Origin of the sequence: Pseudaeromonas sharmana, from assembly GCF_042649925.1 — a bacterium.
Classification (GTDB): domain Bacteria; phylum Pseudomonadota; class Gammaproteobacteria; order Enterobacterales; family Aeromonadaceae; genus Pseudaeromonas; species Pseudaeromonas sharmana.
On sequence record NZ_JBHSAF010000006.1, the window covers coordinates 38,450 to 62,778 of the forward strand.

A 24,329-nucleotide genomic window follows, 5' to 3' on the forward strand; every position below is an offset into this window, starting at 1 on the left:
TTTCTTAACAAGGCGTTAGCGATTATAGCCTGTCAAGTGGCCAGAACCAACGTCGCGCAAAATGATATCAAGATTCATCTGACTTCCGGTCTCAAGCCATGTCACAGTATGTGACCAACCTCTCAACCAGGTCAGCTGTCTTTTTGCCAACTGGCATGTCGCGACAACTCCCCGATAACGCATTTGTGCATAATCGAGCTCTGCGGATAAATAATCCCACATCTGACGATAACCGACACAACGGATCGACGGCAATCCCGGATGCAAATCTTCTCGTGCAAACAACCGCCGCACTTCTTGCTCAAAGCCGCTCGCCAACATCAACTCAAAACGCTCGCTGATGCGCGCCCGCAAACCATCACGCGTCTGTGGGGCTATCGCATATTGCAACACCTGATACGGGAGCTGTGGCCCTTGCTGCGCCGTCAATGCCGTCAACGTTTTGCCACTGATGCGGAACACTTCCAAAGCCCGCGAAATGCGCTGTGGATCATTGGGGTGAATCCGGGCTCCGGCAACCGGATCGATCTGGGCCAGCTGGTGATGAAGTTGTGCCCATCCGACGCTGGCCGCTTCGTCTTGCAATGCCGCGCGAACGGCAGGATCGGAAGGCGGGAGTGGTGACAATCCCTCAAGCAACGCCTTGTAATACAGCATGGTGCCGCCGACCAATAAGGGAATTCTCCCTGCCGCGGTAATGGCCTCCATCTCGGCTAGGGCGTCAGCACAAAACTCCGCGGCAGAATAGCTTTCTGCCGGGTCACGAATATCGATCAGCCGATGTGGAGCCCTGCGCAACTCATCGGCCGTGGGTTTGGCCGTCCCTATGTCCATGCCCCGGTATATTAGCGCCGAGTCGACACTGATGATGTCACACGGCAATCGCTGTACCAGCTCCATCGCCAAGGCACTCTTGCCTGATGCAGTCGGCCCCATCAAAAAAAGAGCTAAGGGTTTATGCATTGAGTAAATCCTGTAAGGGCTGCGTCAGATCCAGCACTTTTGTGGTAAATGGCAGCTCAAATAATTCTGGATGAAGCTGATAACAGTCGTTCAATAATCGAACAATCGCCGCCTCATCCGGTAAACTGAAATCGGCTTGTTGCGCCAGCCAATGGCACAACACCTCGGCACGTTGCATTTCAGCACCATGATCAACAGCCAATTGCGCAAGCAGGTCACAAAATCTCTGACTTACATCGCTATTGCGTAAACAGGCCGGTACCCGGTACAGCACCAAGTTGCGAGCCTGCTTTTGCCACTCAACGCCCATCTGTTTCAGCTCGTCGGCATACGTGGCAACCCCCTCCCATTGTGCAGTGGTCAAGGGCAGACTAACCGGCATCAGTAAGGGTTGCGAGACCACTCCCTGGCGCTGCCATTGTTCCAGTAATTGCTGTTGCTCAAACACGCACCAGAGTCGACGTAAATGAACCAGACGCACGCCATGGGTTGCGGTATCAGCAATTAATGCGATGTCGTCTTGCACTCGCGACAGAAAACGCCAAGGTACCGAATCAGGCTGCACAGCAGATGAGGGCATACTCAGTGGCAAGCTGGTCATCAATTGATGATGGGCCTCACTGTAAGCTCGACTGACAGGAGATGACACAGCATGTCCATCAATTCGGCGTTGATAACCATGATCATGGCCACGCAGCTGCGAACGAGACGGCGCAGCGGCCGCACTCTGATAGGCGGCACCGGGCTCGGCCGTCACAGGGGAGCTCGAAGTAATGGTCTCCGATTCCGTCATACCATGACGGCCGGGCAGTGGCATGCCCTCGTCCAGAGCCCCGCGAACGACCGAAACGACGAAATCATGCACCAAGCGTGACTCATGAAAACGGACCTCGTGCTTGGCTGGGTGCACATTGACATCGACTTGATGCGGATCCAGTTGCAGAAACAGCAAAAACGATGGACTGCACTCGACACCCAGCGCTTCCAGATATCCCTGCCGAATGGCGTGCGCGATAAGGCGGTCGCGCATCATGCGACCGTTGACGTAGAAATACTGCACTTCGGGTGTCGAATCAGTAACCGCAGGCGGTGGTAATATCCAACCCGACAGCGTCAAACCATGGTGCTCACTATGCAGATGTAAAGCCTGGGACAAGAACTCCTTGCCACAAACGGCGAGGACGCGCTGTTGCAGATCGGTTAATCCGCTACCACGTACCGCCCGGTACTGACGCACCAGTTTACCGTTATGACGCAATAACAGGCTGACATCCGCACGGCTTAACGCGAGCCGCCGCAGCAACTCGTCGATGTGACCAAACTCGGTTTTCTCGCTACGCAAGAAGCGACGCCGGGCCGGCGTGTTGAAAAACAGATCCACTACATCAACTGTCGTTCCGACCGGATGCGCGGCCGGACGCAGGCTGACGGCCATGTCGCGGCCTTCAGCCGAAGCCTGCCAGGCCTCGGCTTGCTCGGCAGTCCGCGATGTCAGAGTCAGGCGCGCCACAGAGCTAATAGACGCCAACGCCTCCCCGCGAAAACCGAGGCTGATTATCGCCTCCAGATCGTCAAGCGTGCTCACCTTCGACGTCGCATGGCGTTGCAATGCCAAGACCAATTCATCTTTGGGAATGCCACCGCCATTATCTCGGATGCGGATCAGCTTGCAGCCACCTTTCTCCAGCTCAACCTCGATGCGGTCTGCACCGGCGTCGAGACTGTTTTCGATTAGCTCTTTGACTACCGACGCCGGACGCTCAACGACCTCACCCGCTGCAATCTGGTTGGCCAGAATCGGCGGTAATACTCTAATCGGCATATTAACTGGCCGGAATGTAGATAATCTGCCCAATCAGCAGATTCTCGGACTTGAGGCTGTTGTAACTGACGATTCGCCCCTTAGACACCCTGTAGCGAACCGCCAAGCCGGACAGGCTTTCGCCGCTCTTGACGACATGGCGAATAGCATTTCCATTCTTGCTATCGGTATTGGCTGTCGCCGCGACACGGGTTCCAGCCGGTGCGTTATCGGCATAATAACGCTGCACCCCGCGGAAAATAGCGCGCGCCAGATCGCGCTGATAGCCCGAGGAGGCCAACTGCTTTTCTTCAAAATGGTTGGAGATGAAGCCGGTCTCTATCAGCAAGGATGGAATATCCGGCGCTTTGAGTACCGCCAGGCTGGCGTGCACTGGCTTGCTCTTGTGCAAGCGTGCCACCCGGCCGATCTGCTGCAAGACCACCTCACCAATGCTGTAACCCTCGCTACGCGAATTGTCCCAGGACAGATCGAGGATGGTCTGCGCCAGATAGGGGTTAGGCTCTGACTCGGCAATCACCTTCCCTGCACCACCGAGCAATTGGGTATGCTTATCCTGTTGATCCAGCAGCTTGTTCATCTCGCGATCGACACGCTTGCTTGAGAGAATCCAGACCGATGCGCCACGCGCGGCCGAACTGGCAACACTGTCGGCATGAATCGAAATCAGCAGATTGGCCTTTTTTTGACGCGCAATTTCCGAACGTCTATCCAGGTCAACAAAATAGTCGCCATCCCGGGTCAACACCGCCTTCATGCCCGGCTGGCGGTTGATCAGGCGCGCCAGCTCGCGAGCAACGGCTAAGGTCACTGTTTTTTCGTGAGTTCCTCCCGGACCTATGGCCCCAGGATCCTTACCACCGTGACCCGCATCGACGGCAACGATCACAGTGCCATTGCTGACTGGCGCGGCAGAAACCGCCTTGCCTGACATGGGAATGGACTGGGTGTCCGTCATGGCCGGAGGGGCGTCAGTCAACAGACCGCCCTGGCCAGGCGAGACGGTCGAGGACTGGCTAGCCGGTATCGCGCTACGCGTCTGGGTCGAGAGCACTTCCTCCTGCACCGCCACCTTGTTCACTGGCCGAACCGGGTTACTCGGCTGCGGTGAAAACTCCGACATTGGAATGACACGCCCCGCCACCGGCTTGCCCGTGGCGCTGCCAGTCGCTACCAGAGGACGACTCTCTTTCACCGAGGTAGGCTTGGCCGCTTGCGTGGCAGCAGAGCTTGCCGATGACGAGGTGGGCACCGCTGTTGTTATCTTGTGATCCAGGTCGATCACCAGCCGATGACCATAGTGTTGTTGTGGCGGCAACGTGAACAGAGTTGGCTTATAAGTTGCGGTCAAGGAGAACACCAGCCGCAACTTGCCCGCCGGTGTCGAGGTGTCGCGCGCTATGGTGCTGATCGCCGGCCCCATGCGGCCCATGGTCTGGGCTGAATTCCCAAGTTCAGAGTCAATCCCGTCGAGTTCGACGATCAGGCGCGGCGGCACCGCCTGCTGCGAATAGGTGAAACGGGGCGCTTCGGTCAAATCAAACACCACCCGGGTTTTGTCCGCCGTGGGTGAGACACGAATACGCTTAAGCTGGTTAGCCTGTACCGGCACCAGCACACAAAGACACAACAACAAAGACAACCAGTGACGAATTAACACGACTGCAATGCTTCCACTATAAGTTGGCCCTGAGGAGTAGCGGCCTCAACCACAATTTCACGCTGCTCACCGACATAGCGCAACGTGATGTCTAAATCTGCAGCAGGTAACCAGCCGATACCTTTCTCCGGCCACTCCACCAGACACAGACAATCCGGCCCGAAATAGTCACGGATGCCCATAAATTCCAACTCTTCCGGATCGGCCAGTCGATACAGGTCAAAATGATAAACCTGCCAACCTGGCAGTTCGTAGGCTTCAACCAAGGTATAGGTAGGGCTTTTGACACGTCCCGTGTGTCCCAGCGCTTGGACAAAGCCCCGTGACAGCGTGGTTTTACCGGCGCCCAAATCGCCATGTAAAAACAGCGTCAGCGCCGATGTACAGGCCTTGGCCAGCCGTTCACCAAATGCCAGCGTCGCCGCTTCATCTGGTAAAAGTTCAGTCATGGAGTGATACATGTTTCATCGAGTCCTGCGGATTCACCAGCTTACGGATATACAGTAACAGATCAGAGGCTAACAAACCGCGTTCGCCGTCTGCAGCCGCGAGATCGGCCGCTTCGCCATGGATACAGGCTCCAGCGCAACAGGCCTCGGCCTGCGACAGCCCCTGAGCATAAAGTGCAGCGATTATACCAGATAACAGGTCACCCATGCCGCCACTTGCCATCCCAGGGTTGCCTTCATGACACAGCCAGATCTGATCGCCATCGCAAATCAGGGTCCCGGCGCCTTTCAACAGTACGACACCCCCATACCGCTGTTGCAAGCGACGCACGCTGGTGATGCGATCAGCCTCGATATCGCTCGTACTGCAGTCAAGCAATCTCGCCGCTTCCCCCGGATGCGGGGTCAGTATCCAGTCATCTCGATGTCGTGGATTACGTGCCAGTAAGTTGAGCCCATCCGCATCCAGCAGTAACGGTCCGGGCAACGCCAGTTGCTGAAACCACACTTGCTGGCCCCACTCCGCTTGCCCCAAGCCTGGGCCAACGACACGGATATTGGCCCATTGGCAATCTGATACTGCCTCCTCGTCACGTCCTGAGGAGACCATCAGCTCGGCGCGACCAAGATTGAGCACAGAAGCATGCGCCGGGTGCGTGAAGACTCGCACCAACCCGGCACCGCTTCGCAGTGCCCCCTCGCCGGCCAATCGCACCGCCCCCGACATGCCTTCCGCCCCGCCGACAATCAACACTCGGCCGCACTCTCCCTTGTGAGCCGTGCGCGAGCGCGGCGTCAAAAGCGAACCAATGCGCTGGTAATCAAGCCGTTGCAACGAGGGTAACACCCCCCCCAGGCTAGCCACATCGACATCCAGCGCGGCGTGGCAAACGCGGCCACAGTAATCCGCACCGCGGCCGGTGAACAGCCCGGGCTTTAACGCCAGCAGTGACAACGTGACATCCGCATGCACCACGGCACCCGGTGCTGCCCCGGTATCCGCAAGCAGTCCGCTCGGGATGTCTACCGCCAGAACAGGCGCCGGCTGGGCATTGATAAAAGCCATCCAGTCTGCGTATTCAGGCCGTGGAGCACTGCGCAGACCGATACCCAAGAGCGCATCGACCAGCAGAGCGGGCAACGAGGAGATCGTTGTTGGCAAACGGGAAAGCACGCTACCGCCAGCGGCTAGCCACGCCTGACATGCCGCCTCGGCCTCACTGCCAGGGCGCGGCGCGGCCACAGCAAATAGCTGCACATCGACCCCTGCAGCACGAGCCAGGCGTGCCAGGACATAGCCATCACCGCCATTGTTGCCGCTACCGCAAAAAATCCACCAGCACGCAGACGCCCGCGCTGGACTGATGCGGGTAGCGCAAGCAAACAGCGCCTGGCCAGCGCGCGCCATCAAGGTCCCCGCCCCACATTGCGCCATCGCCAACGCTTCCAGAGCGTGGATCTGCTCAGTGCAGTAGAGTGAATATGGTAAAGTAGCGGCAGGTTGATCAGGTGCGGACATCATGACCCCCGAGGAATTGCAAAAGCTGGCCCAAGATATCAAGCAATGGGGGCTGGAGCTAGGTTTCGATCAGGTCGGAATTTGTGATACCGATTTGACTAGCGAGGAGCCCCGACTTCAGGCCTGGCTCAATCAAGGCTATCACGGCGACATGGAGTACATGTCTCGACACGGCCTGCTGCGCACGCGACCGCAGGAGTTGCATCCGGGAACCTTGCGCGTCATCTCGGTGCGCGTCGATTATCTGCCCCCAGAGGCCAGCCTGGCCAAAACGTTACGTCAGCCACACAAGGCCTATATCAGTCGCTATGCCCTGGGACGCGACTACCACAAGGTGCTCCGGCAGCGCCTCAAGTCGTTGGGGGATCGCATCGAGCAGGCCTGTGGTGTCGGGAATAGCCGACCATTCGTCGACTCCGCCCCGCTGCTGGAGCGTCCGCTGGCAGCCAAGGCTGGCTTGGGTTGGGTGGGGAAACACAGCTTAATCCTGCACCGCGATGCCGGCTCCTTCTTCTTTTTGGGCGAATTGTTAGTGGCCTTGCCACTGCCAGTGGACCAGCCGCTAGCCGCCGAATGTGGCCACTGCGTGGCCTGCATGACGATCTGCCCCACAGGGGCGATTGTCGAGCCCTATACCGTCGACGCCCGCCGTTGCATCTCCTATCTGACTATCGAGCATGCCGGCGCGATTCCCGAGGCCTTGCGTCCCCTGCTCGGCAACCGAATCTACGGCTGCGATGACTGCCAGCTGATCTGTCCATGGAATCGTTATGCCCGCGTGACAGCACTGGACGACTTCCAGCCGCGTCAGGCATTGCATTCCCCGGACCTGCTTACCCTCTGGAGCTGGGACGAATCCCGTTTTTTACGGGAAACGGAAGGCAGCGCGATACGTCGCATCGGTCATCAAAGATGGCAACGCAATCTTGCCGTAGCCCTCGGCAACGCGCCATACTCGACAGCCATAATCACAGCGCTGACAGCCAGCCAGGCTGACGCCAGCCCGCTGGTACGAGAACACATTGACTGGGCATTGGCCCAACAACATCACAAACGCGAACAGAGTACGCGTTTTTTGAAAACGGAACGTCTGATCCGCTGCATCGACAAAGGCATGCCGGACCACGCATAACGGAGAACTAGCGGATGATGATTCTTGGAGTAGATATCGGTGGCTCTGGCATCAAGGGAGCGATCGTCGATACCAGCAGCGGCCTGATGGTGGGCGAGCGGCACCGCATCGCGACCCCGCAACCGGCCACACCTGCGGCCATGGCCCAAACCCTCAAGCAACTGGTCGAGCATTTTGAATGGTCAGGTCCGATTGGTTGCGGTTTTCCGGCCACCATCCACCATGGTGTCGCCTTCAGTGCGGCCAACATTGATGCCAGCTGGATACAGACCCCGGTCGACACGATATTTGCCGAGGCGACCGGCTGCCCTTGCTATGTCGTCAATGATGCCGACGCAGCCGGGATGGCCGAGATGCGTTTCGGTGCCGGTCAGGGTCGCCAGGGGGTCGTCATGCTGATCACCATCGGCACCGGTCTTGGCAGTGCCATCTTCGTCAACGGGCACCTGCACCCGAACACCGAGCTGGGGCATCTGAAGATGAAAGGGCGCATCGCCGAGCACTACTGCTCGGATGCCGTACGCCAGCGTGAAGAGCTCAGCTGGGGCAAGTGGGGCCGCCGCTTCAACCGTTATCTGCAACGGCTGGAGTTCCTGTTCAATCCGGATCTGTTCATCCTCGGCGGCGGCTCGGCGCAACGTTTCGACCGCTTCCGCGATGAGCTGCATCTGCGCACCGAGATCGTGCCCGCAGCCAGCCTCAATCAAGCAGGCATCATAGGCGCAGCCCTGTATGCCGCCAGCCAGGCCGCAAAACCGGTCTGAAACCAGCGTATTGCCACCAGCCGTCGCAGCGACGGCTTTTTTATGGGCCGGCCAGGAGAATCATCCTCGAGGCGTAGCAGATGTGCAGACCAGGCATGTCTGCCTTAAGGGCTATCGCCAAAAGAAGGAGCAAGCCGAGGGAAAATCCGAGCAGACGCGAGCAGCACTATGTTGAGCGCCAGCATGGCCGCCTTGGGAACAGTGTCAATGATGAGGTGAGGCAGTGAGATTGGAGCGGGAAACGAGACTCGAACTCGCGACCCTAACCTTGGCAAGGTTATGCTCTACCAACTGAGCTATTCCCGCTTTGTATGGTGACACCGCGCTCTCGCTGTGGAGATTGGAGCGGGAAACGAGACTCGAACTCGCGACCCTAACCTTGGCAAGGTTATGCTCTACCAACTGAGCTATTCCCGCACGCAGTGTGTCTTGTGATACCACCAGTTCCGGAGTTGGAGCGGGAAACGAGACTCGAACTCGCGACCCTAACCTTGGCAAGGTTATGCTCTACCAACTGAGCTATTCCCGCAGATCCGGAACTTGTGATTGGAGCGGGAAACGAGACTCGAACTCGCGACCCTAACCTTGGCAAGGTTATGCTCTACCAACTGAGCTATTCCCGCATCACAAGGCGTGTTCAGAGAGATTTGGAGCGGGAAACGAGACTCGAACTCGCGACCCTAACCTTGGCAAGGTTATGCTCTACCAACTGAGCTATTCCCGCAAAGTGCTCTCCGACACGGGAGCCGAATTATAAGCACAGTCCGATCGATTGCAAGGGCTTTTTGCTCGTTCGCTCAAGAACAGAGCAAGCTGCACACAGCTTGCTCACATTTGCTTCAAATCGTGAAGATTTCGCGACGATAGAACTGCAATTCGGCGATCGATTCGCGAATATCATCCAGCGCTTGATGCGTCCCCTGCTTACTGAAACCTTCCAGGACTTCCGGCTTCCAGCGGCGGACCAGCTCCTTGATGGTGCTGACATCAACATTGCGATAGTGAAAATAGCGTTCCAGTTGCGGCATATGCCGTGCCATGAAACGACGATCCTGACCAATGCTGTTGCCGCACATCGGGCTGCTGCGCTCTGGTACCCACTGTTGCAGGAAAGCCAGACATTCCGCTACCGCACTGGCTTCGTCATACTGGCTGGCTCGCACGCGCGCAACCAGACCGGAGGCGGTATGAGTGCGGGTGCACCAGTCATCCATGCCTGCCAGCACCGCATCATCCTGATGAATAGCCAGCACAGGGCCTTCAGCCAGCAGGTTCAGATCCTTATCGGTTACCAGGATGGCAATTTCCAGCACCTTGTCGTGCTCTGGTTCAAGCCCGGTCATCTCCATGTCCACCCAGACCAGATTTTGTGCATCTTGTGTCATCATCACACCTATTCGCGAAACCAAATATTGACGAGCGAGCGTCATCTTCACACCGATTATGGGACAAGTCGGCGTCCTCCCATGTATCATAACGCCTCGATAGCCAAATGACGAAAGCGACAGTTACGTGACCAAAAAGAGCAAGTTGAGCCATGGCCAACAGCGCCGCGTTTCGGCCAACCAGGCTCGTCGCCTGAAAAAAGACGCCCCTGAGGTCGATGAGAGCCTGCTGGGATCCCCGCAGGAAGGGCTGGTGATCAGCCGCTTCGGCCAGCATGCCGACATCGAAGCCGAAGATGGCAGCCTGCACCGCTGCAATCTCAGACGCACCATAGGCTCGCTGGTAACCGGTGACCGCGTAGTCTGGCGCCAGGGAGACGAAAGCCTGCACGGCATCAGTGGTGTCGTCGAGGCCGTGCATCCGCGCCACTCGGAACTGATGCGCCCCGATTTCTACGATGGTTTGAAGCCCGTCGCCGCGAATATCGACCAAATGGTCATCGTCTCGGCGGTACTGCCCGAATTTTCGACCAATATTGTCGATCGCTACCTGGTTGCCGCCGAGAACATGGAAGTGCGTCCGTTGCTGGTGCTGAACAAGATCGATATGCTGGCAACCGATCAACGAAGTGCTCTGGAACAACAACTCGACGCTTACCGCCACATTGGTTATCAAGTGATTCTGGTCAGCAACCAGACAAGTGAAGGTCTGCCGGATCTACAACAGGCGCTGCAGGATCGCATCAATGTGTTCGTCGGTCAGTCCGGTGTCGGCAAGTCGACGCTGGTCAACAGCCTGATGCCGGAAGCATCGGCGCTCACTGGCGACATTTCGGAAAACTCCGGTCTCGGCCAGCACACCACCACCACGGCTCGTCTGTATCATTTCCCCAGTGGTGGCATCCTCATTGACTCCCCCGGTATCCGTGAGTTTGCACTCTGGCATCTGGAGCCGGAGCGAGTGACCTGGTGCTTTACCGAGTTCCGTGAATACCTTGGCGGTTGCAAGTTCCGCGACTGCAAACATGGTGATGATCCCGGTTGCCTGTTGCGTGATGCCGTTTCGCGCGGTGCTATCAGCCAACAACGCTTCGAGAATTATCACCGCATTCTGTCATCCATGAACGAGAACAAGCCGATGCGCCTGCAGCGCAAGGGCTAATCCCGTCAACGCACCGAGGTCTGATAGCCATGACTCTGCTCGACTCCCTGAAAATTGCCGGTCAGTACTGCCTGCCGCAACATTTGTTGACCCGACTGGTCGGCAAGCTGGCCGCGGCCGAAGCCGGCCTGCTGACTACCTGGCTGATTCGGCAGTTTATTGCCCGCTTTGGTATCGACATGAGTGAGGCCCGATTCGAAGATCCGGCCCACTACCGGACCTTCAACGAGTTCTTCACCCGCCAGCTCAAAGATGGCTTGCGACCCATCGTCGCAGATCCCAGATCATTGGCGATGCCGGTTGATGGTGCCGTCAGCCAATTGGGCACCATTCATGAAGGGCGCATCGTCCAGGCCAAAGGCCATGATTTCAGTGCCCGCGAGTTACTCGGCGGTGACAGTACGCTGGCAGCCCCGTTCCAGGGAGGCCAATTTGCCACGATTTACCTGTCGCCCAAGGATTACCATCGGATTCATATGCCTCTGGAAGGCACGCTGGAGACCATGATCCATGTGCCAGGCGATCTGTTCTCGGTCAACCCGCTCACCGCCAGCCATGTACCGAACCTGTTTGCGCGCAACGAACGAGTTGTCTGTCTGTTCCGCACCGAGCTGGGACCGATGGCGCTGGTGTTGGTGGGTGCCACCATTGTCGCCAGTATCGAAACCGTCTGGGCGGGAACCGTTACCCCGCCGGCGGGCAAACAGATCCGGCGCTGGGACTACAGTGGCGAACAGGCGATCACCCTGCAAAAGGGCCAGGAGATGGGGCTGTTCAAGCTTGGCAGTACCGTAGTCTGTCTGTTTCCACCACAGAGCATCGTTTTTGATGAAATGTTGCAACCTGGCAGCAGCACGCGCATGGGCACCCCCTTCGCGCAGCGTTGTTAAACTCAACTCACTTCCCATCAACGATCACCGGGGGCTAATGATATCCCCCGGTGATCGGCTGTAATCGCCATCCCTTGTTCACCTTCTTGGTTTCCATGCTGTGAAACCGCAGTCACATCTTAAGTATCCTGTCAAAACAGTAACTTTTGTTTCAACAGCACCCAGGCAATGGTTATGTTTTTACACAAGAATACATATTCACTCACCAGAGAGCCCGCCGCCGCATCGCGACCCATTTATTCCAGCGCGAGATAAAAGCCATGAGTCCCCATCACAAACGGTATAGGCTATAGTTCAAACAAGTCCGGTTTCTGTCAGACCGCACACGGCGCCTGATGCCCTCTGCGCCAATAACAGCTCGACAGCCAACAGCCCCGGGATAAAAACAACAATCTGGTTCAGGCCATACCTGAACATTCTGGCTGCCCACGAAGGAGTGCAACATGAAATTGACCATTCGCCAGAAGCTGCTAACAGCTCTGACTATTCTGTTAGTCGTCACGGCTGGCTTACAGTTGGTATATAGCCGACTGGCGTTGCAGGACGCCGCCGATGACAGCGTCAGCCGCTTTGAAACCAGCGTAGCCCAAGTACAGATTTCGGCCTTGAAGAACTGGCTCGATACCAGTGCAGCGATTGTGCATCATGCCGCCATCGGTGTAGCCGGTGCCGCGAAAGTCGAAACCGCACTGCAACAGGCGGCACAGTCAGGCCAGTTCGACATGATTTACATCGGCACCGAACAGGGGCAAATGCTGGCATCTACACCGGACTGGAAAGCGCCGGATGGCTATGATCCTCGCAAACGCCCCTGGTATCAGGATGCGATGGCCGCAGGTAAAATGGTCGTTACGGCCCCTTATGCCGATGCCAGCTCTGGCAACCTGGTTATCAGCCTCGCCGAACCCTTCCAAAGCGGCGATCTGAAAGGGGTCATTGCAGGCGACATCAGCATTCAAAGCCTGGTGCAGAACGTGAACAGCATTGCCCGCGACGGTGTTTATGCGTTGCTGGTTGATGGCCAGGGCAATCTGATTGCGCACCAGAATCCAGCCCTGACACTCAAACCGGCGACGGCACTGTCAGGCGATCTGAGCGCGCAAAAAATCCAGTCTCTGGCGCGCGAGGGCAAGCCCGTCAGCATGACGCTCGGAGAACAGGAGGTCATCGCCTTCTTCGCTCCCATTCCTGGTTATGACTGGTACTTTGGCCTGGTTTACGATCAAGAAACCGCCTTCGCCAGCAGCCAGAGCCTGTTACAAAAAACGTTGATTGCCACACTGTTGCAAATTCTCATCGTTGCCGGTGGTGCTGCCTTGATCATCAGTCAGGGGCTCAAACCCCTCAACGAAATGCGTCAGGCCGTCGCCGAATTGTCTCGCGGCAATGGCGATCTGACGCAACGCTTGCCGATCCGCAATAAAGACGAAGTCGGGTTGGTGGCCCGCCAAATCAACCAATTTATCGATATGCTGCATGGCATGATCAGCGATCTGGCAGGCTCGGCGCGCGAGCTGGACGGTCAGGCCCAGGAATCCCACGCCATGGCCAGCCAGAACGACAACAGTCTGGCCCGTCAGCAATCTGAGATATCGCAGATTGCCACCGCCGTCCACGAGATGTCCGCCACCGCAACGGAAGTGGCCAGTAATGCCGAGCAGACCGCCGCCGCGGCACGCGCTTCGGCAGATAACTGCGAAGAGGGCAAACGCGTCATTTCGCGCAATCAGCAATCCATTACCCACCTCGCCGGACAAATTGCACAAGCCTCAAACATCATCCAGGAGCTGGAAAAGAACGCACAGGAGATCAACACCATACTCTCGACCATCCAGGGCATCGCAGAGCAAACCAATCTGTTGGCGCTAAACGCCGCCATCGAGGCCGCCCGGGCGGGTGATCAAGGGCGCGGATTTGCCGTGGTCGCCGATGAGGTCCGGGTTCTATCCAAGCGGACGCACAGCTCCACCGAAGAGATTCGGGCCATGATCGAGACGCTGCAACGCAACACCCAGCAGGCCGTGACCACCATGCATCAAAGCCAGGATTTGGCGCAGAACAGCGTCGGCGATGCCGAAGATGCCACTCGGGCGCTGGAACAGATCACGTTGGCCATCAACGAAATATCTGACATGGCTACCCAAATCTCCAGCGCAGCGGAAGAGCAACGCGCCGTCACTGACGAGGTGGGCCGGAATATCCAGGCCACCAAGGATGTGACTGATGAACTGAGCCAGGCGGCAAACAACGCCAATCTGCTGGCCAGCGAGTTGAAAAAGATCGCCAGCCGTATCAACGAACAGGTTGGAAACTTCCACGTCTGAGTTCCAAGCCCGCCGGCCAGTTCACCTGGCCGGCGGCATCACGCAATCAACGACCACATTGTTGATATATAACAATGCGTTAGATTGGGCATGACCGCAAAATTGTCCCATTTCACACTCTGTTCCGTTTGTATCGGATAAAAGAGAGTTGTTTCGCATTTTTGCCGGCAACATTTGCCTACAATTTTGTAACATTTGTTCCCGTCAGATGGGCCGTTGCCCACAATCCCAAGAGTCGGCACCCAGACCGTCTCGGTAGTCACGGCACAGTTTCCGTTTCCCGCGGAGCTGTGTATTCACAAGGAGGCAGAAGTGGACATAATTAAAACCGATGTTGCCATCGTCGGTGCCGGTGGAGGTGGTTTGCGTGCCGCCATCGCCATCGCCGAGAGTCATCCCGAGCTGGAGATAGCGCTAATATCCAAGGTCTATCCGATGCGTAGCCACACCGTCGCCGCCGAGGGGGGCGCTGCCGGGGTCGTGCGGGATGATGACAGCCTGGAAAACCACTTCAATGACACAGTGTCGGGTGGTGACTGGTTATGTGAGCAAGATGTCGTCGATTATTTCGTAGCCAATTGCACCAAGGAGCTTGTTCAGCTCGAGCACTGGGGCTGCCCCTGGAGTCGCAAACCAGACGGCAAGGTCAACGTACGCCCGTTTGGCGGCATGAAGATCCCGCGGACCTGGTTCGCCGCTGACAAGTCCGGCTTCCACATGCTGCACACCCTGTTTCAAACCTCCATCAAATACCCCTCAATCAAACGTTTCGATGAACACTTCTGTCTCGATCTGCTGGTGGAAGATGGCCGGGTGCAGGGCGTAGTCTGCTTTGACATCCAAAATGGCATTACTCGCATGATTCAAGCCAAGTCGGTGATCATCGCCACCGGCGGCGGCAGTCGCACCTACCGATTCAATACCAATGGTGGCATCGTCACCGGTGATGGTATGGCGCTGGCATACCGCCATGGCGTGCCGCTGCGGGATATGGAGTTTGTTCAATATCACCCAACCGGCCTGCCCGGTTGCGGCATCCTGATGACCGAAGGCTGTCGGGGTGAAGGTGGCATCATGATCAACAAGGATGGCTACCGCTACTTGCAGGATTATGGCCTGGGACCGGAAACCCCCATCGGTCAGACAAAGAACAAATACATGGAATTGGGTCCGCGCGATCGTCTGTCCCAGGCATTCTGGGGTGAACAGCAAAAAGGACGTACTGTCCCTACCCGCTTGGGGGATGTCGTGTATCTGGATTTGCGTCACCTCGGAGCCAAGTATCTGGAAGAGCGCCTGCCGTTTATCTGCGAACTGTCCAAGGCCTATGTCGGCGTCGACCCGGCCAAGGAGCCGATTCCGGTACGCCCGACGGTGCACTACACCATGGGCGGGATCGAAACGGATGGTCGCTGTGCCACCCGGATGCCAGGTCTGTATGCAGTGGGCGAATGTGCTTCGGTCGGGATTCATGGCGCGAACCGGCTTGGCTCCAACTCCCTGGTCGAGATCGTCGTATTCGGCAAAGTCGCCGGTGAGGAAGCCGCACGTTACGCCGCCAGCCATCCTCATGGCAACACCGACAGCCTGTACAAGCAGGCTGTCGCCTCCGTAGCCAAGGCCATGTCTCTGATGGAAGGAGATGGAACCGAGAACCCTGCCACCTTGCGCAATGAAATGGGCGACTCAATGGAAGCGGGTGTCGGTATTTATCGCACCGCAGAGTTGATGCAGCAAACCATCGACAAGCTGGCTGAGCTCAAGCAGCGTTACAAGAACGTTCATATCAAGGACAAGTCCTCGATCTTCAATACGGACTGGCTATACACCATCGAACTCGGCTTCTTGTTGGATGTTGCCGAAGCCATGGCTCACTCGGCGATACAGCGTAAGGAATCCCGGGGCTCGCACCAACGCCTGGATGGTTATGAGGAGCGCGATGATGTGAACTTCCTCAAGCATACGTTGGCGTTCTACAACGAAAACCAGGCTCCGACGATCGATTACAGCCCGGTCACCATCACCAAATCACAACCTGCCAAGCGGGTATATGGTGCCGAAGCGGACAAACAGGAGGCCGCGAAACATGACTGAGACGATGGATATTGACGTACTGCGTTATCGCCCGGAAGAGGATGCCGAACCCTGGTGGCAGAGTTTCAAGGTACCATTCAGCCATGAAATGTCAGTGCTGGAAGCCCTCACCTACATCAAGGATGAACTTGACCAGACACTCAGTTTTCGTTGGTCTTGCCGGATGGCCATTTGTGGTTCCTGCGGCATGATGGTGAACGGGATCCCCAAGCTGGGCTGCAAGACTTTCCTGCGTGACTATAGCGGTAGCAAGATCCGGCTTGAGCCACTGGCTAATTTCCCGATTGAACGCGATCTGGTGGTCGATATGAGTGACTTCATCGACAAACTCGAGAGCATCAAGCCTTATCTCATACCGAAACAGAGTCGCGATCTGTGCGAAGGCGAGTATCTGCAAACACCGGCTGAACTGGCTAAATTTCGCCAATTCTCGATGTGCATCAACTGCGGTCTCTGCTATGCCGCTTGCCCACAATACAAGCTGAACAAGTCGTTTACCGGTCCGGCAGCGCTGGCGCTGTTACATCGCTACAACGCCGACAACCGTGATGGCGGCAAGGCCGAGCGGATGAAAATCCTCAATCAGGATTCCGGCGTCTGGAGCTGCACCTTTGTCGGCTACTGCTCGGAAGTCTGCCCCAAAGGTGTCGATCCGGCAGCCGCCATCCAGCTGGGCAAGGTAGAAAGCAGCAAGGATTATGTTATCGCCATGTTCAAGCCGGGAGAGTAATGCCATGGACAACAGCCAAAGTAAACGCAAGCCTTATGTCCGCCCGGTCGAGAAGGGCTGGTGGCTGAAGAACAGCTTCTACATTCATTACATGTTGCGCGAGGGCACCAGCCTGTTCGTATCCATCTATGCCGTGATACTGCTGGTTGGGTTACTACGTCTGAGCCAGGGGCCGGATGCATGGGCAGGCTGGCTGGCAGCACTGACTCACCCGCTATCGGTGTTATTTCACCTGGCTGTACTGGCGGCGTGCCTGTTTCATGCCAAGACCTGGTTTGCGCTGGCACCCAAAGCGATGCGAGTCATGCATGGTGAAGAGCCGATTCCAGACAGACCGATAGTCCTGGCCCAATACATAGCGCTGGGAGCCGTATCGGTGATAGTGCTACTTGTGACCCTTCTGGCCTGAGGAGGCAATAAAGATGAGACGTTCCGATGAACCCATCTACTGGGGCCTGTTTGGCGCAGGCGGTGTGGTGACTGCGCTGCTGCTACCGATAGTGGTCCTGATTACCGGGATCCTGGCGCCATTGGGCTGGTTACCGGCCGATGCACTAAGTTATGACAAGCTGCATGCGCTGGCGACCAGTTGGTGGGGCGCCCCCATCCTGCTGGCCATGATAGCCTTGCCGATATTTCATGGTATGCACCGTATCTATCATGGTCTGCATGATATCGGCATCCGCACCACCCGCCTGCACCATTATCTGTGCTATGGCCTGGCATTTATGTTCTCTGCGGCAGCATTGACGCTACTGATTCAGATGCAATAGCGACTCCCCTTCTGCCCGTTGCCAACCTGGCGCCTGTTAGCCCTAACAGGCGCTTTTTCGTCTTTATTTGTAACGGATTAATTTATCGCTCGGTCAATAAAGCCACCAAGCTCTGCTTTATTGAACCTGATCGCACTTTTAACCTTAACGGTACCTAAATTTTTTCTTACGGAACGTTTACGATACTGGGACTCAATTTTGCAGTTCACCAAGGAATGGCATCATGACCTCATCCCAAAAACTTCTGGCCACGCTCATCGCGGCCGGGCTGCTCACCGCATGTGGTGGTGGCGGCTCTAAAGACCTCTCCGGCGGTGGATCCGATGGCGGTGGCGATAATGGCGGTAGCACAACCCCAGCCTTGAGCGTAACAACCTACGCCTGTACTGATGCGGCCAACAGTGTCGGTTGTGCATCAACCATTCAGCTCCCGGCAGAAAAGACCAATAAGGTTCAGGTCGCGCTCGTCGATGCCAAAGGCAAGGCCATCACCGGCGCCGTCGTCAGTGCCACCACAGACTTGGGCACCTTGAGCCCGGCCAAAGCGCTGACCAACGCCAGCGGCATCGCCGAATTTCTGCTGGCAGCACCGGCCGCTAACACCAGCGGCGCCGGGACCATCACAGCCACTTACACAGCCTCCGATGCAACAACCACGTCGAAGAGCCTGAGTTTTGCCTTCGTGCCAGGGCAAACCAGCTCCGATGACTATCAGCTGTCTGTGCGTCTGATGGTGTGCGACGATCTCTCCGACACCTCCACCTGCACCGACCAATCGCGTCTGCCGACTGAACGGGCCAGCTTGATCGAGGCCACCCTGCTCGATCCATCCGGCTCACCGGTCCCTGATCAGATCATCAATGCCGCTGTGACGCAGGGCGCCATATCGCCCTCCACCTCCCGCCTGACCGACAGCGAGGGTAAAGCCAGCTTCCAACTGGCCAGCACCTCCAGTTCAGCCGAAACCGCAGGCAGTGTCACCGTATCCACGACCGTCGAAACCGGCGATTTGACTGCCACCAAGAACTATCAGTTCGGCGCCAGCGATCTGGACATCACGCTGAGCACCGACAAGAGCAGCTTGGCGGCCGGTAGTGTTGCCGTATTGACTGCCACCGTCACGCAAAACGGCAGCGCCTATAACTATCCGATCGAAATCACCTTCAGCTCGGCCTGTGCCAGCGCCGATAAGGCCACACTCGATACTCAGGTAACAGCACAACAAGGCACGGCGATCTCGACCTACAAGGGCACTACCGACAAGTATGCCTGCTCCGGCAACGACACCATCACAGCCTCTGCCGCCGGTCTGAATGCTGTCGCCACCGTGACCATTAACAACATCACCGCCGAGACCCGCTCCATCACGGCTGCCACCCCAAGCCCGGAATTTATCTATCTGCGCGGCTCGGGCAAGGATGAAAAGGCGACGGTTACCTTCACATTGCTGGATGCCCAGGCCAAACCGGTCAGCGGCAAGCAGCTGAATTTCAGCTTTGCCGGCAAGATTTCCAACAATGTCAACTATCAGGACTACACCCTGAGCCCCCTGGCGGCAACCACGAACAAAGATGGCCAAGCCACCGTAACGGTCAACTCGGGCAACCTGCCAACCCCGATCAGCGTGATCGCCACACTGGACGGCAATACCGAAATCCGCGCCGCGTCCAGCCAGATTGGCGTTGGTATCGGCTATGCCGACGACAACAGCTTTTCGTTCTCCGCTGATAGTCGCAATATCAACGGCGCGGCTTATGATGGCGAACAAGCCAAAATCACCATCCATCTGGCCGACCGTTTCAACAATCCGGTTGCCGATGGCACCAAGGTCTACTTCACCACTGAAGGCGGCAGCATCAAGGGTGATCTGAGCAGCGACAGTGGCGATGCCACCGGGGTCTGCACCACGGTCGGCGGTGTCTGTAACGCCACCTTGACCTCCCAGGACCCGCGACCAGCCGATGGACGCGTGACCATCAGCGCCTATGTGGCCGGGGAAGAGAGCTTCCAGGATCTCAACGGCAATGGCATCTTCGACAAGGGTGAGCTCCAGGGCGTGGCCGACGATCAGACCATCATCGCCGTGCCGGATTATGTCCGCAGCTACAAGGATGTCGGTGAACGCTTCATGGACAAGAATGTCGATGATGCCACCCCCGGCAGTGGCCTCGGCGATGCGGACAACTACCTGGTGAATGTTGACACCTTCGAAGATCTGAATGGCAACGGCGTGCGCGATCTGGGTGATGGCGTCTACACCGGTCTGGTCTGTGACAAGGACACCATTACCCGCGGCTTCTGCAAACGCGAGCAGACCAGCCTATTCCGCAATGTCGAGTTCATCTTCACCGGCTTAACGGCCGAAGTCAAAGGTGCGAAGAATGGCGGTTATACCAAAATCCCATTGCAAGTTTGGGATACCACGACGGGCAGCTGGCGCTCCGATATTGACGTCGATTTACGCGATGGCCTGTCCAAATACGTCCGTATATTGCCGATACATATCCCCAGCGACGATGCCGGCAGCGAGGCTGAGCGCCTGAAGAATCCGATTCCCGAAAGTCTGGGGAGTAATTTCGGTGACTTGCAAGCCGACGGCCTCGATTTGCGCGGCGTAAACCCTATCCCGGCTGGGAGCACCTTTGCCATCAGCAAGACAAATGGCGGTGATGTCACCTCCATGAACATTGAGGGATCCAATTGCCCCTACGTCACAAGCAGCCCTTACCCCTCGATCACGCGTCCGGTTTTTTACTGCTTCCGGATTGATCCGGAAACCAGCCCCAACAACAAGGATAGCGGTCAGCTGGATATCACCATCAAGGCCAGTGGCAACCATCAGGATGCAATGACTGTATCCGTCGGGGTCAGAGACAACGGCTAAGCGCAGTGACAGCACGAACAATAAAGGCCCGTAACGGGCCTTTATTTTTTGCACATTCAGCCTGTCAGGCTGGCTGATAACGCCCCGGCCTGTGGTTCTGCACCAGCACCAGGTTCAACACCACCACCGACAACACAGAGCACAGCACCACCGCCAGGCTGCCCCAGCACAAAGACACCAGCACGATGCCCGCATCCAGTGCCATCTGTACCTTGCCGGCCGCGATCGCGAAACGTTGCTGCACCCACAAGGCCAGAATATTGAAACCGCCCAGGCTGGCCTGATGCCGGAATAGGATCAGCAAGCCGATACCGATCAACAGGCCCGCTAACAAGGCGGCACACAGCGGAGTGATATTGGCTATCTGCACTGTCTGATGCAACAGCTGCGACAGCAGGGCAACCAGCGCCACCGCAAGACAGCTACGTCGGGTAAATCGCCAGCCCAGCCGGTACTGGGCCAACAGCAGAAAAGGGAGATTGATAACCACGAACCAACAGGCAAAGGGCACCGCAGTGGCTCGTGTCAGCAACAGGGCTAACCCCACGGTGCCGCCGCTGACCATACCGGCATGATTGAGAAAATAGATGCCCAACGCAGCCAGCGTACAGCCGGTTAACAACGCCATGGCATCCTCTAGACGTGAATGAGCTAACGACATGCTTCTTATCTCTCGGTAACAGGACCGCGGGCATGGTAATCATCCCGGGGCCTGTCGCCCAGCCGCGGAGCGCATGTTGTGGCTGGCCAGCACTGTAAACCCAGGCTGACACTCGCGCCCGGAACTGGCCATAGCTCCCACCCTGCCGCGAGTTTGCTTTCTTGGCTGTCGGCCTTGGTTTAAAATGCCGGACTCTGAATTCATGACAACAATGAGATTCTTATGGCTCAGTTTATCTATACGATGAATCGGGTTGGCAAGGTCGTTCCCCCGAAACGACACATATTGAAGAACATCTCCCTCTCCTTCTTTCCGGGTGCCAAGATTGGCGTACTCGGTCTGAACGGTGCGGGTAAATCCACGTTATTGCGCATCATGGCCGGCATCGATACCGAAATCGAAGGTGAGGCCCGTCCGCAACCCGGTATCAAGATTGGCTACCTGCCGCAAGAGCCGAAGCTGGATCCGGAACAGACAGTACGTGCTGCCGTTGAAGAGGCGATGGGCGAGCTCAAGCGCGCGCTGACCCGTCTGGACGAAGTCTATGCGGCCTACGCCGATCCCGACGCGGACTTTGATAAACTGGCCAAGGAGCAAGGCGAGCTGGAGTCCATCATTCAGGCTCACGATGGCCACAATATGGAGAACCAGCTGGAACGCGCCGCCGATGCGCTGCGTCTTCCTGCCTGGGATGCTCAGATAAAGCACCTCTCTGGGGGCGAACGCCGCCGTGTCGCACTGTGCCGTCTGCTGCTGGAAAAGCCGGACATGCTGCTGCTCGACGAACCGACCAACCACCTGGATGCCGAATCCGTCGCCTGGCTGGAACGCTTCCTGCACGACTACGAAGGCACCGTCGTGGCCATCACCCACGACCGTTACTTCCTCGATAACGTCGCAGGATGGATTCTGGAACTGGACCGCGGTGAAGGTATCCCGTGGGAAGGCAACTACTCCTCCTGGCTGGAGCAAAAAGACGCCCGTCTGGCTCAGGAAGCGTCAACCGAAGCGGCCCGTCGCAAGTCGATCGAGAAGGAGCTGGAGTGGGTACGCCAGAATCCGAAAGGCCGCCAGGCCAAATCCAAGGCGCGATTGGCCCGCTTTGAAGAACTCAACAGCGGTGATTACCAGAAACGTAACGAAACCAACGAGTTGTTCATCCCGCCAGGACCGCGCCTGGGTGACAAGGTGCTGGAAGTACAGGGCCTGCGTAAATCGTATGGTGATCGCGTGCTGATCGACGATCTTTCATTCGCGATCCCCAAGGGGGCTATCGTGGGTATCATAGGTCCGAACGGTGCAGGGAAATCCACGCTGTTTAGGCTGATCTCCGGTCAGGAGACCCCGGATGCCGGAGCCATCACCCTTGGCGATACGGTTGCACTGGCCTCCGTCGATCAGTTCCGCGACAAGATGGACGACAAGAAAACCGTGTTTGAAGAAGTGGCCAATGGTCAGGACATCCTGCGCATCGGCAACTTCGAGATCCCAAGCCGGGCCTATATCGGGCGTTTCAATTTCAAAGGCTCTGATCAGCAAAAACGCGTTGGCGAACTCTCTGGCGGCGAACGTGGGCGCCTGCATCTGGCCAAGTTGCTGCAGACCGGTGGCAACGTGCTGCTGCTCGACGAACCGACTAACGATCTGGATGTCGAAACCTTGCGGGCCCTGGAAAACGCGCTCCTCGAGTTCCCGGGCTGCGCCATGGTCATTTCGCATGACCGCTGGTTCCTCGACCGCATCGCTACCCATATCCTCGACTATCAGGATGAAGGGAAAATCGAGTTCTTTGAAGGTAACTTCACCGAATACGAAGAGTGGAAGAAAAAGACCTATGGCGCCGAAGCGGTTCAACCCCATCGCGCCAAGTACAAACGAATTGCCAAGTAACGCGTTACCATGACAACAAAAAAGCCAGCAGATGCTGGCTTTTTTGTTCTTCACACCGCCGATAAGCCGTGTTGTTTGTTTTCGCCGCCGGTAAGCAGACGATTGGAGTACAAGAGCGGGTAACTCATTGCAGCAGGACACCGGGCTGGTTAGCCGTAGTCCGAAGAAGATGAAGAAATAGTACGCGCAATCGTGCGCAATAGGGTTGCTTTCTTGCTAGCAATTCAGGATATTTGCGCAATAGTTTTGCGCGTAAATGCCAATTCAAGCAATCGGAGACACCTTGAGTATCAAATTGGATAGAATTGATCGCAAAATCCTGACCTTGCTGCAACAAGATGCCCGGATCAGCAATCTCGAACTGGCGGAGCGGGTTGGACTATCGCCAGCCCCCTGTTCGCGACGCGTGAAAGCACTTGAGGAGATGGGGCTAATCCGTGGCCAGGTCATGCTGCTATGTCCAGAACGGCTGAATCTGAAGCTGACCGCCTACATTCATGTCACTGTCGACAAACATACTCCTGAACGTTTGCAGCAATTCAATCACGCCATTCTGGAGATGCCGGAGGTATTACACTGCGCCTTGATCACCGGCAATGATGCAGACTATCAACTGATGGTCATGGTCACTGACATGGCAGATTACCAACGTTTCCTGCTGGAGAAGCTGACCCGACTGGAGGGCGTGACAGGAGTCCGCTCGAGCTTTGTGCTGCAGCAAGTGAAACAACAGACCGCATTACCCCTGGATCATCTGGATTAGCCATCATGAATCACGAACAAACGCCACCACGCATTGGCATAGGCGTGATACTCGTCAACCCGCAAGGCGACATACTGCTCGGTAAACGCAAAGGAAGCCATGCGCCCTATTGGTCTATTCCTGGTGGTCATCTGGAGCATGGCGAGAGTTTTGAAGCCTGTGCCATTCGCGAAGTGGCCGAGGAGACCGGCCTGCAGATCCAGGCACCGGTGGTTGTCGGCCTCAGTAATGACCTGCTCACCTGCCAAGAAACCGGACGGCATTATGTCTCGATCGCCCTGCTGGCTCGGGTCACGGATGCAGAGCCGCAGCTGTGTGAGCCAGACAAATGTGAGGGATGGATCTGGTGTTCGCCTCACTCACTGCCGCTCCCGCATTTTGAAGCCAGCCGGCAGGCGATTGCCTGCTGGTTATCCGGCAATCTTTACCAAGCATCAACAAGTGCTGAATCGCACAGACAGTGA

The 24,329-nt window shown here is 56.9% G+C and carries 20 protein-coding genes and 5 tRNA genes; 13 read left to right on the forward strand and 12 right to left on the reverse strand.

The annotated features are described in order from the left end of the window. Positions 1-15 precede the first annotated feature (15 nt). Genes miaA through ACFOSS_RS06625 form a run of 5 tightly spaced genes read right to left on the reverse strand, consistent with a single transcriptional unit; the run spans position 16 to position 6,413 of the window. A complete protein-coding gene (miaA, locus tag ACFOSS_RS06605) occupies positions 16-963 on the reverse strand; it encodes a tRNA (adenosine(37)-N6)-dimethylallyltransferase MiaA (RefSeq protein WP_377151384.1) in 948 nt (315 codons plus the stop codon). Further along, entirely contained in the window at positions 956-2,785 is a 1,830-nt protein-coding gene (gene mutL, locus ACFOSS_RS06610; protein WP_377151386.1) for a DNA mismatch repair endonuclease MutL, read from the reverse strand. Before mutL ends, miaA begins: the two co-directional genes overlap by 8 nt. Position 2,786: 1 nt before the next feature. Then, positions 2,787-4,445 (reverse strand): N-acetylmuramoyl-L-alanine amidase, encoded by a 1,659-nt coding sequence (locus ACFOSS_RS06615; RefSeq protein WP_377151387.1) that lies wholly within the window; start codon positions 4,443-4,445, stop codon positions 2,787-2,789. Continuing rightward, positions 4,439-4,894, reverse strand: a complete 456-nt coding sequence (gene tsaE / locus ACFOSS_RS06620; RefSeq protein ID WP_377151389.1) for a tRNA (adenosine(37)-N6)-threonylcarbamoyltransferase complex ATPase subunit type 1 TsaE — start codon at positions 4,892-4,894, stop codon at positions 4,439-4,441. The genes ACFOSS_RS06615 and tsaE overlap by 7 nt, the downstream gene beginning before the upstream one ends. Continuing rightward, positions 4,887-6,413: an NAD(P)H-hydrate dehydratase gene (locus tag ACFOSS_RS06625; RefSeq protein WP_377151391.1), complete on the reverse strand. Its 1,527-nt coding sequence runs from the start codon at positions 6,411-6,413 to the stop codon at positions 4,887-4,889. Before ACFOSS_RS06625 ends, tsaE begins: the two co-directional genes overlap by 8 nt. A 1-nt stretch (position 6,414) precedes the next feature. Here ACFOSS_RS06625 and queG point away from each other — a divergent pair, with 1 nt between their 5' ends. After that, positions 6,415-7,545, forward strand: coding sequence for a tRNA epoxyqueuosine(34) reductase QueG (gene queG, locus ACFOSS_RS06630; RefSeq protein WP_377151393.1), 1,131 nt, complete (start codon positions 6,415-6,417; stop codon positions 7,543-7,545). Between the two features lie 14 nt (positions 7,546-7,559). Next, the gene (gene ppgK, locus ACFOSS_RS06635; protein ID WP_377151395.1) at positions 7,560-8,309 is read left to right on the forward strand and encodes a polyphosphate--glucose phosphotransferase; all 750 of its coding nucleotides are present in this window, start codon (positions 7,560-7,562) and stop codon (positions 8,307-8,309) included. 230 nt (positions 8,310-8,539) lie between these two features. Here ppgK and ACFOSS_RS06640 read toward each other — a convergent pair. The 6 genes from ACFOSS_RS06640 to orn all read right to left on the reverse strand — a co-directional run bounded on the left by ACFOSS_RS06640 (position 8,540) and on the right by orn (position 9,694). Continuing rightward, a tRNA-Gly gene (locus ACFOSS_RS06640) sits at positions 8,540-8,615 on the reverse strand. Positions 8,616-8,650: 35 nt separating this feature from the next. Next, positions 8,651-8,726, reverse strand: a tRNA-Gly gene (locus ACFOSS_RS06645). 36 nt (positions 8,727-8,762) lie between these two features. Continuing rightward, a tRNA-Gly gene (locus ACFOSS_RS06650) sits at positions 8,763-8,838 on the reverse strand. Between the two features lie 18 nt (positions 8,839-8,856). Beyond that, positions 8,857-8,932 (reverse strand) — tRNA-Gly (locus ACFOSS_RS06655). 25 nt (positions 8,933-8,957) lie between these two features. Further along, a tRNA-Gly gene (locus ACFOSS_RS06660) sits at positions 8,958-9,033 on the reverse strand. Between the two features lie 115 nt (positions 9,034-9,148). Further along, positions 9,149-9,694, reverse strand: a complete 546-nt coding sequence (gene orn / locus ACFOSS_RS06665; protein WP_377151397.1) for an oligoribonuclease — start codon at positions 9,692-9,694, stop codon at positions 9,149-9,151. Between the two features lie 127 nt (positions 9,695-9,821). Here orn and rsgA point away from each other — a divergent pair, with 127 nt between their 5' ends. The 8 genes from rsgA to ACFOSS_RS06705 all read left to right on the forward strand — a co-directional run bounded on the left by rsgA (position 9,822) and on the right by ACFOSS_RS06705 (position 20,551). Beyond that, the gene (rsgA, locus tag ACFOSS_RS06670) at positions 9,822-10,856 is read left to right on the forward strand and encodes a small ribosomal subunit biogenesis GTPase RsgA (protein WP_377151399.1); all 1,035 of its coding nucleotides are present in this window, start codon (positions 9,822-9,824) and stop codon (positions 10,854-10,856) included. A gap of 29 nt (positions 10,857-10,885) precedes the next feature. Beyond that, positions 10,886-11,746: an archaetidylserine decarboxylase gene (gene asd, locus ACFOSS_RS06675; protein WP_377151400.1), complete on the forward strand. Its 861-nt coding sequence runs from the start codon at positions 10,886-10,888 to the stop codon at positions 11,744-11,746. A 443-nt stretch (positions 11,747-12,189) separates the two neighbouring features. Next, a complete protein-coding gene (locus ACFOSS_RS06680) occupies positions 12,190-14,070 on the forward strand; it encodes a methyl-accepting chemotaxis protein (RefSeq protein WP_377151401.1) in 1,881 nt (626 codons plus the stop codon). A gap of 312 nt (positions 14,071-14,382) precedes the next feature. Beyond that, the gene (gene frdA / locus ACFOSS_RS06685) at positions 14,383-16,164 is read left to right on the forward strand and encodes a fumarate reductase (quinol) flavoprotein subunit (RefSeq protein ID WP_377151402.1); all 1,782 of its coding nucleotides are present in this window, start codon (positions 14,383-14,385) and stop codon (positions 16,162-16,164) included. Beyond that, positions 16,157-16,894, forward strand: a complete 738-nt coding sequence (locus tag ACFOSS_RS06690; RefSeq protein WP_377151403.1) for a succinate dehydrogenase/fumarate reductase iron-sulfur subunit — start codon at positions 16,157-16,159, stop codon at positions 16,892-16,894. Before frdA ends, ACFOSS_RS06690 begins: the two co-directional genes overlap by 8 nt. Before the next feature lie 4 nt (positions 16,895-16,898). After that, complete coding sequence (locus ACFOSS_RS06695) at positions 16,899-17,303, forward strand: fumarate reductase subunit C (RefSeq protein WP_377151404.1); 405 nt, start codon at positions 16,899-16,901, stop codon at positions 17,301-17,303. A gap of 13 nt (positions 17,304-17,316) precedes the next feature. After that, entirely contained in the window at positions 17,317-17,667 is a 351-nt protein-coding gene (frdD, locus tag ACFOSS_RS06700; RefSeq protein WP_377151405.1) for a fumarate reductase subunit FrdD, read from the forward strand. A 223-nt stretch (positions 17,668-17,890) separates the two neighbouring features. Next, the gene (locus tag ACFOSS_RS06705) at positions 17,891-20,551 is read left to right on the forward strand and encodes an Ig-like domain-containing protein (RefSeq protein ID WP_377151406.1); all 2,661 of its coding nucleotides are present in this window, start codon (positions 17,891-17,893) and stop codon (positions 20,549-20,551) included. Between the two features lie 64 nt (positions 20,552-20,615). On the opposite strand, the gene ACFOSS_RS06710 is transcribed toward ACFOSS_RS06705, so the two are convergent. After that, positions 20,616-21,179 carry a YitT family protein gene (locus tag ACFOSS_RS06710; protein WP_377151407.1) on the reverse strand — a complete coding sequence of 188 codons (564 nt, stop codon included), beginning with the start codon at positions 21,177-21,179 and terminating at the stop codon, positions 20,616-20,618. Between the two features lie 255 nt (positions 21,180-21,434). Between ACFOSS_RS06710 and ettA the strand changes: the two genes are divergently transcribed. The 3 genes from ettA (at position 21,435) to ACFOSS_RS06725 (ending at position 24,329) form a co-directional block, all read left to right on the forward strand. Beyond that, complete coding sequence (ettA, locus tag ACFOSS_RS06715; RefSeq protein WP_377151409.1) at positions 21,435-23,102, forward strand: energy-dependent translational throttle protein EttA; 1,668 nt, start codon at positions 21,435-21,437, stop codon at positions 23,100-23,102. A gap of 289 nt (positions 23,103-23,391) precedes the next feature. Beyond that, entirely contained in the window at positions 23,392-23,865 is a 474-nt protein-coding gene (locus tag ACFOSS_RS06720) for an Lrp/AsnC family transcriptional regulator (RefSeq protein ID WP_377151616.1), read from the forward strand. A gap of 5 nt (positions 23,866-23,870) precedes the next feature. Continuing rightward, positions 23,871-24,329 carry a nucleotide triphosphate diphosphatase NUDT15 gene (locus ACFOSS_RS06725; RefSeq protein WP_377151410.1) on the forward strand — a complete coding sequence of 153 codons (459 nt, stop codon included), beginning with the start codon at positions 23,871-23,873 and terminating at the stop codon, positions 24,327-24,329.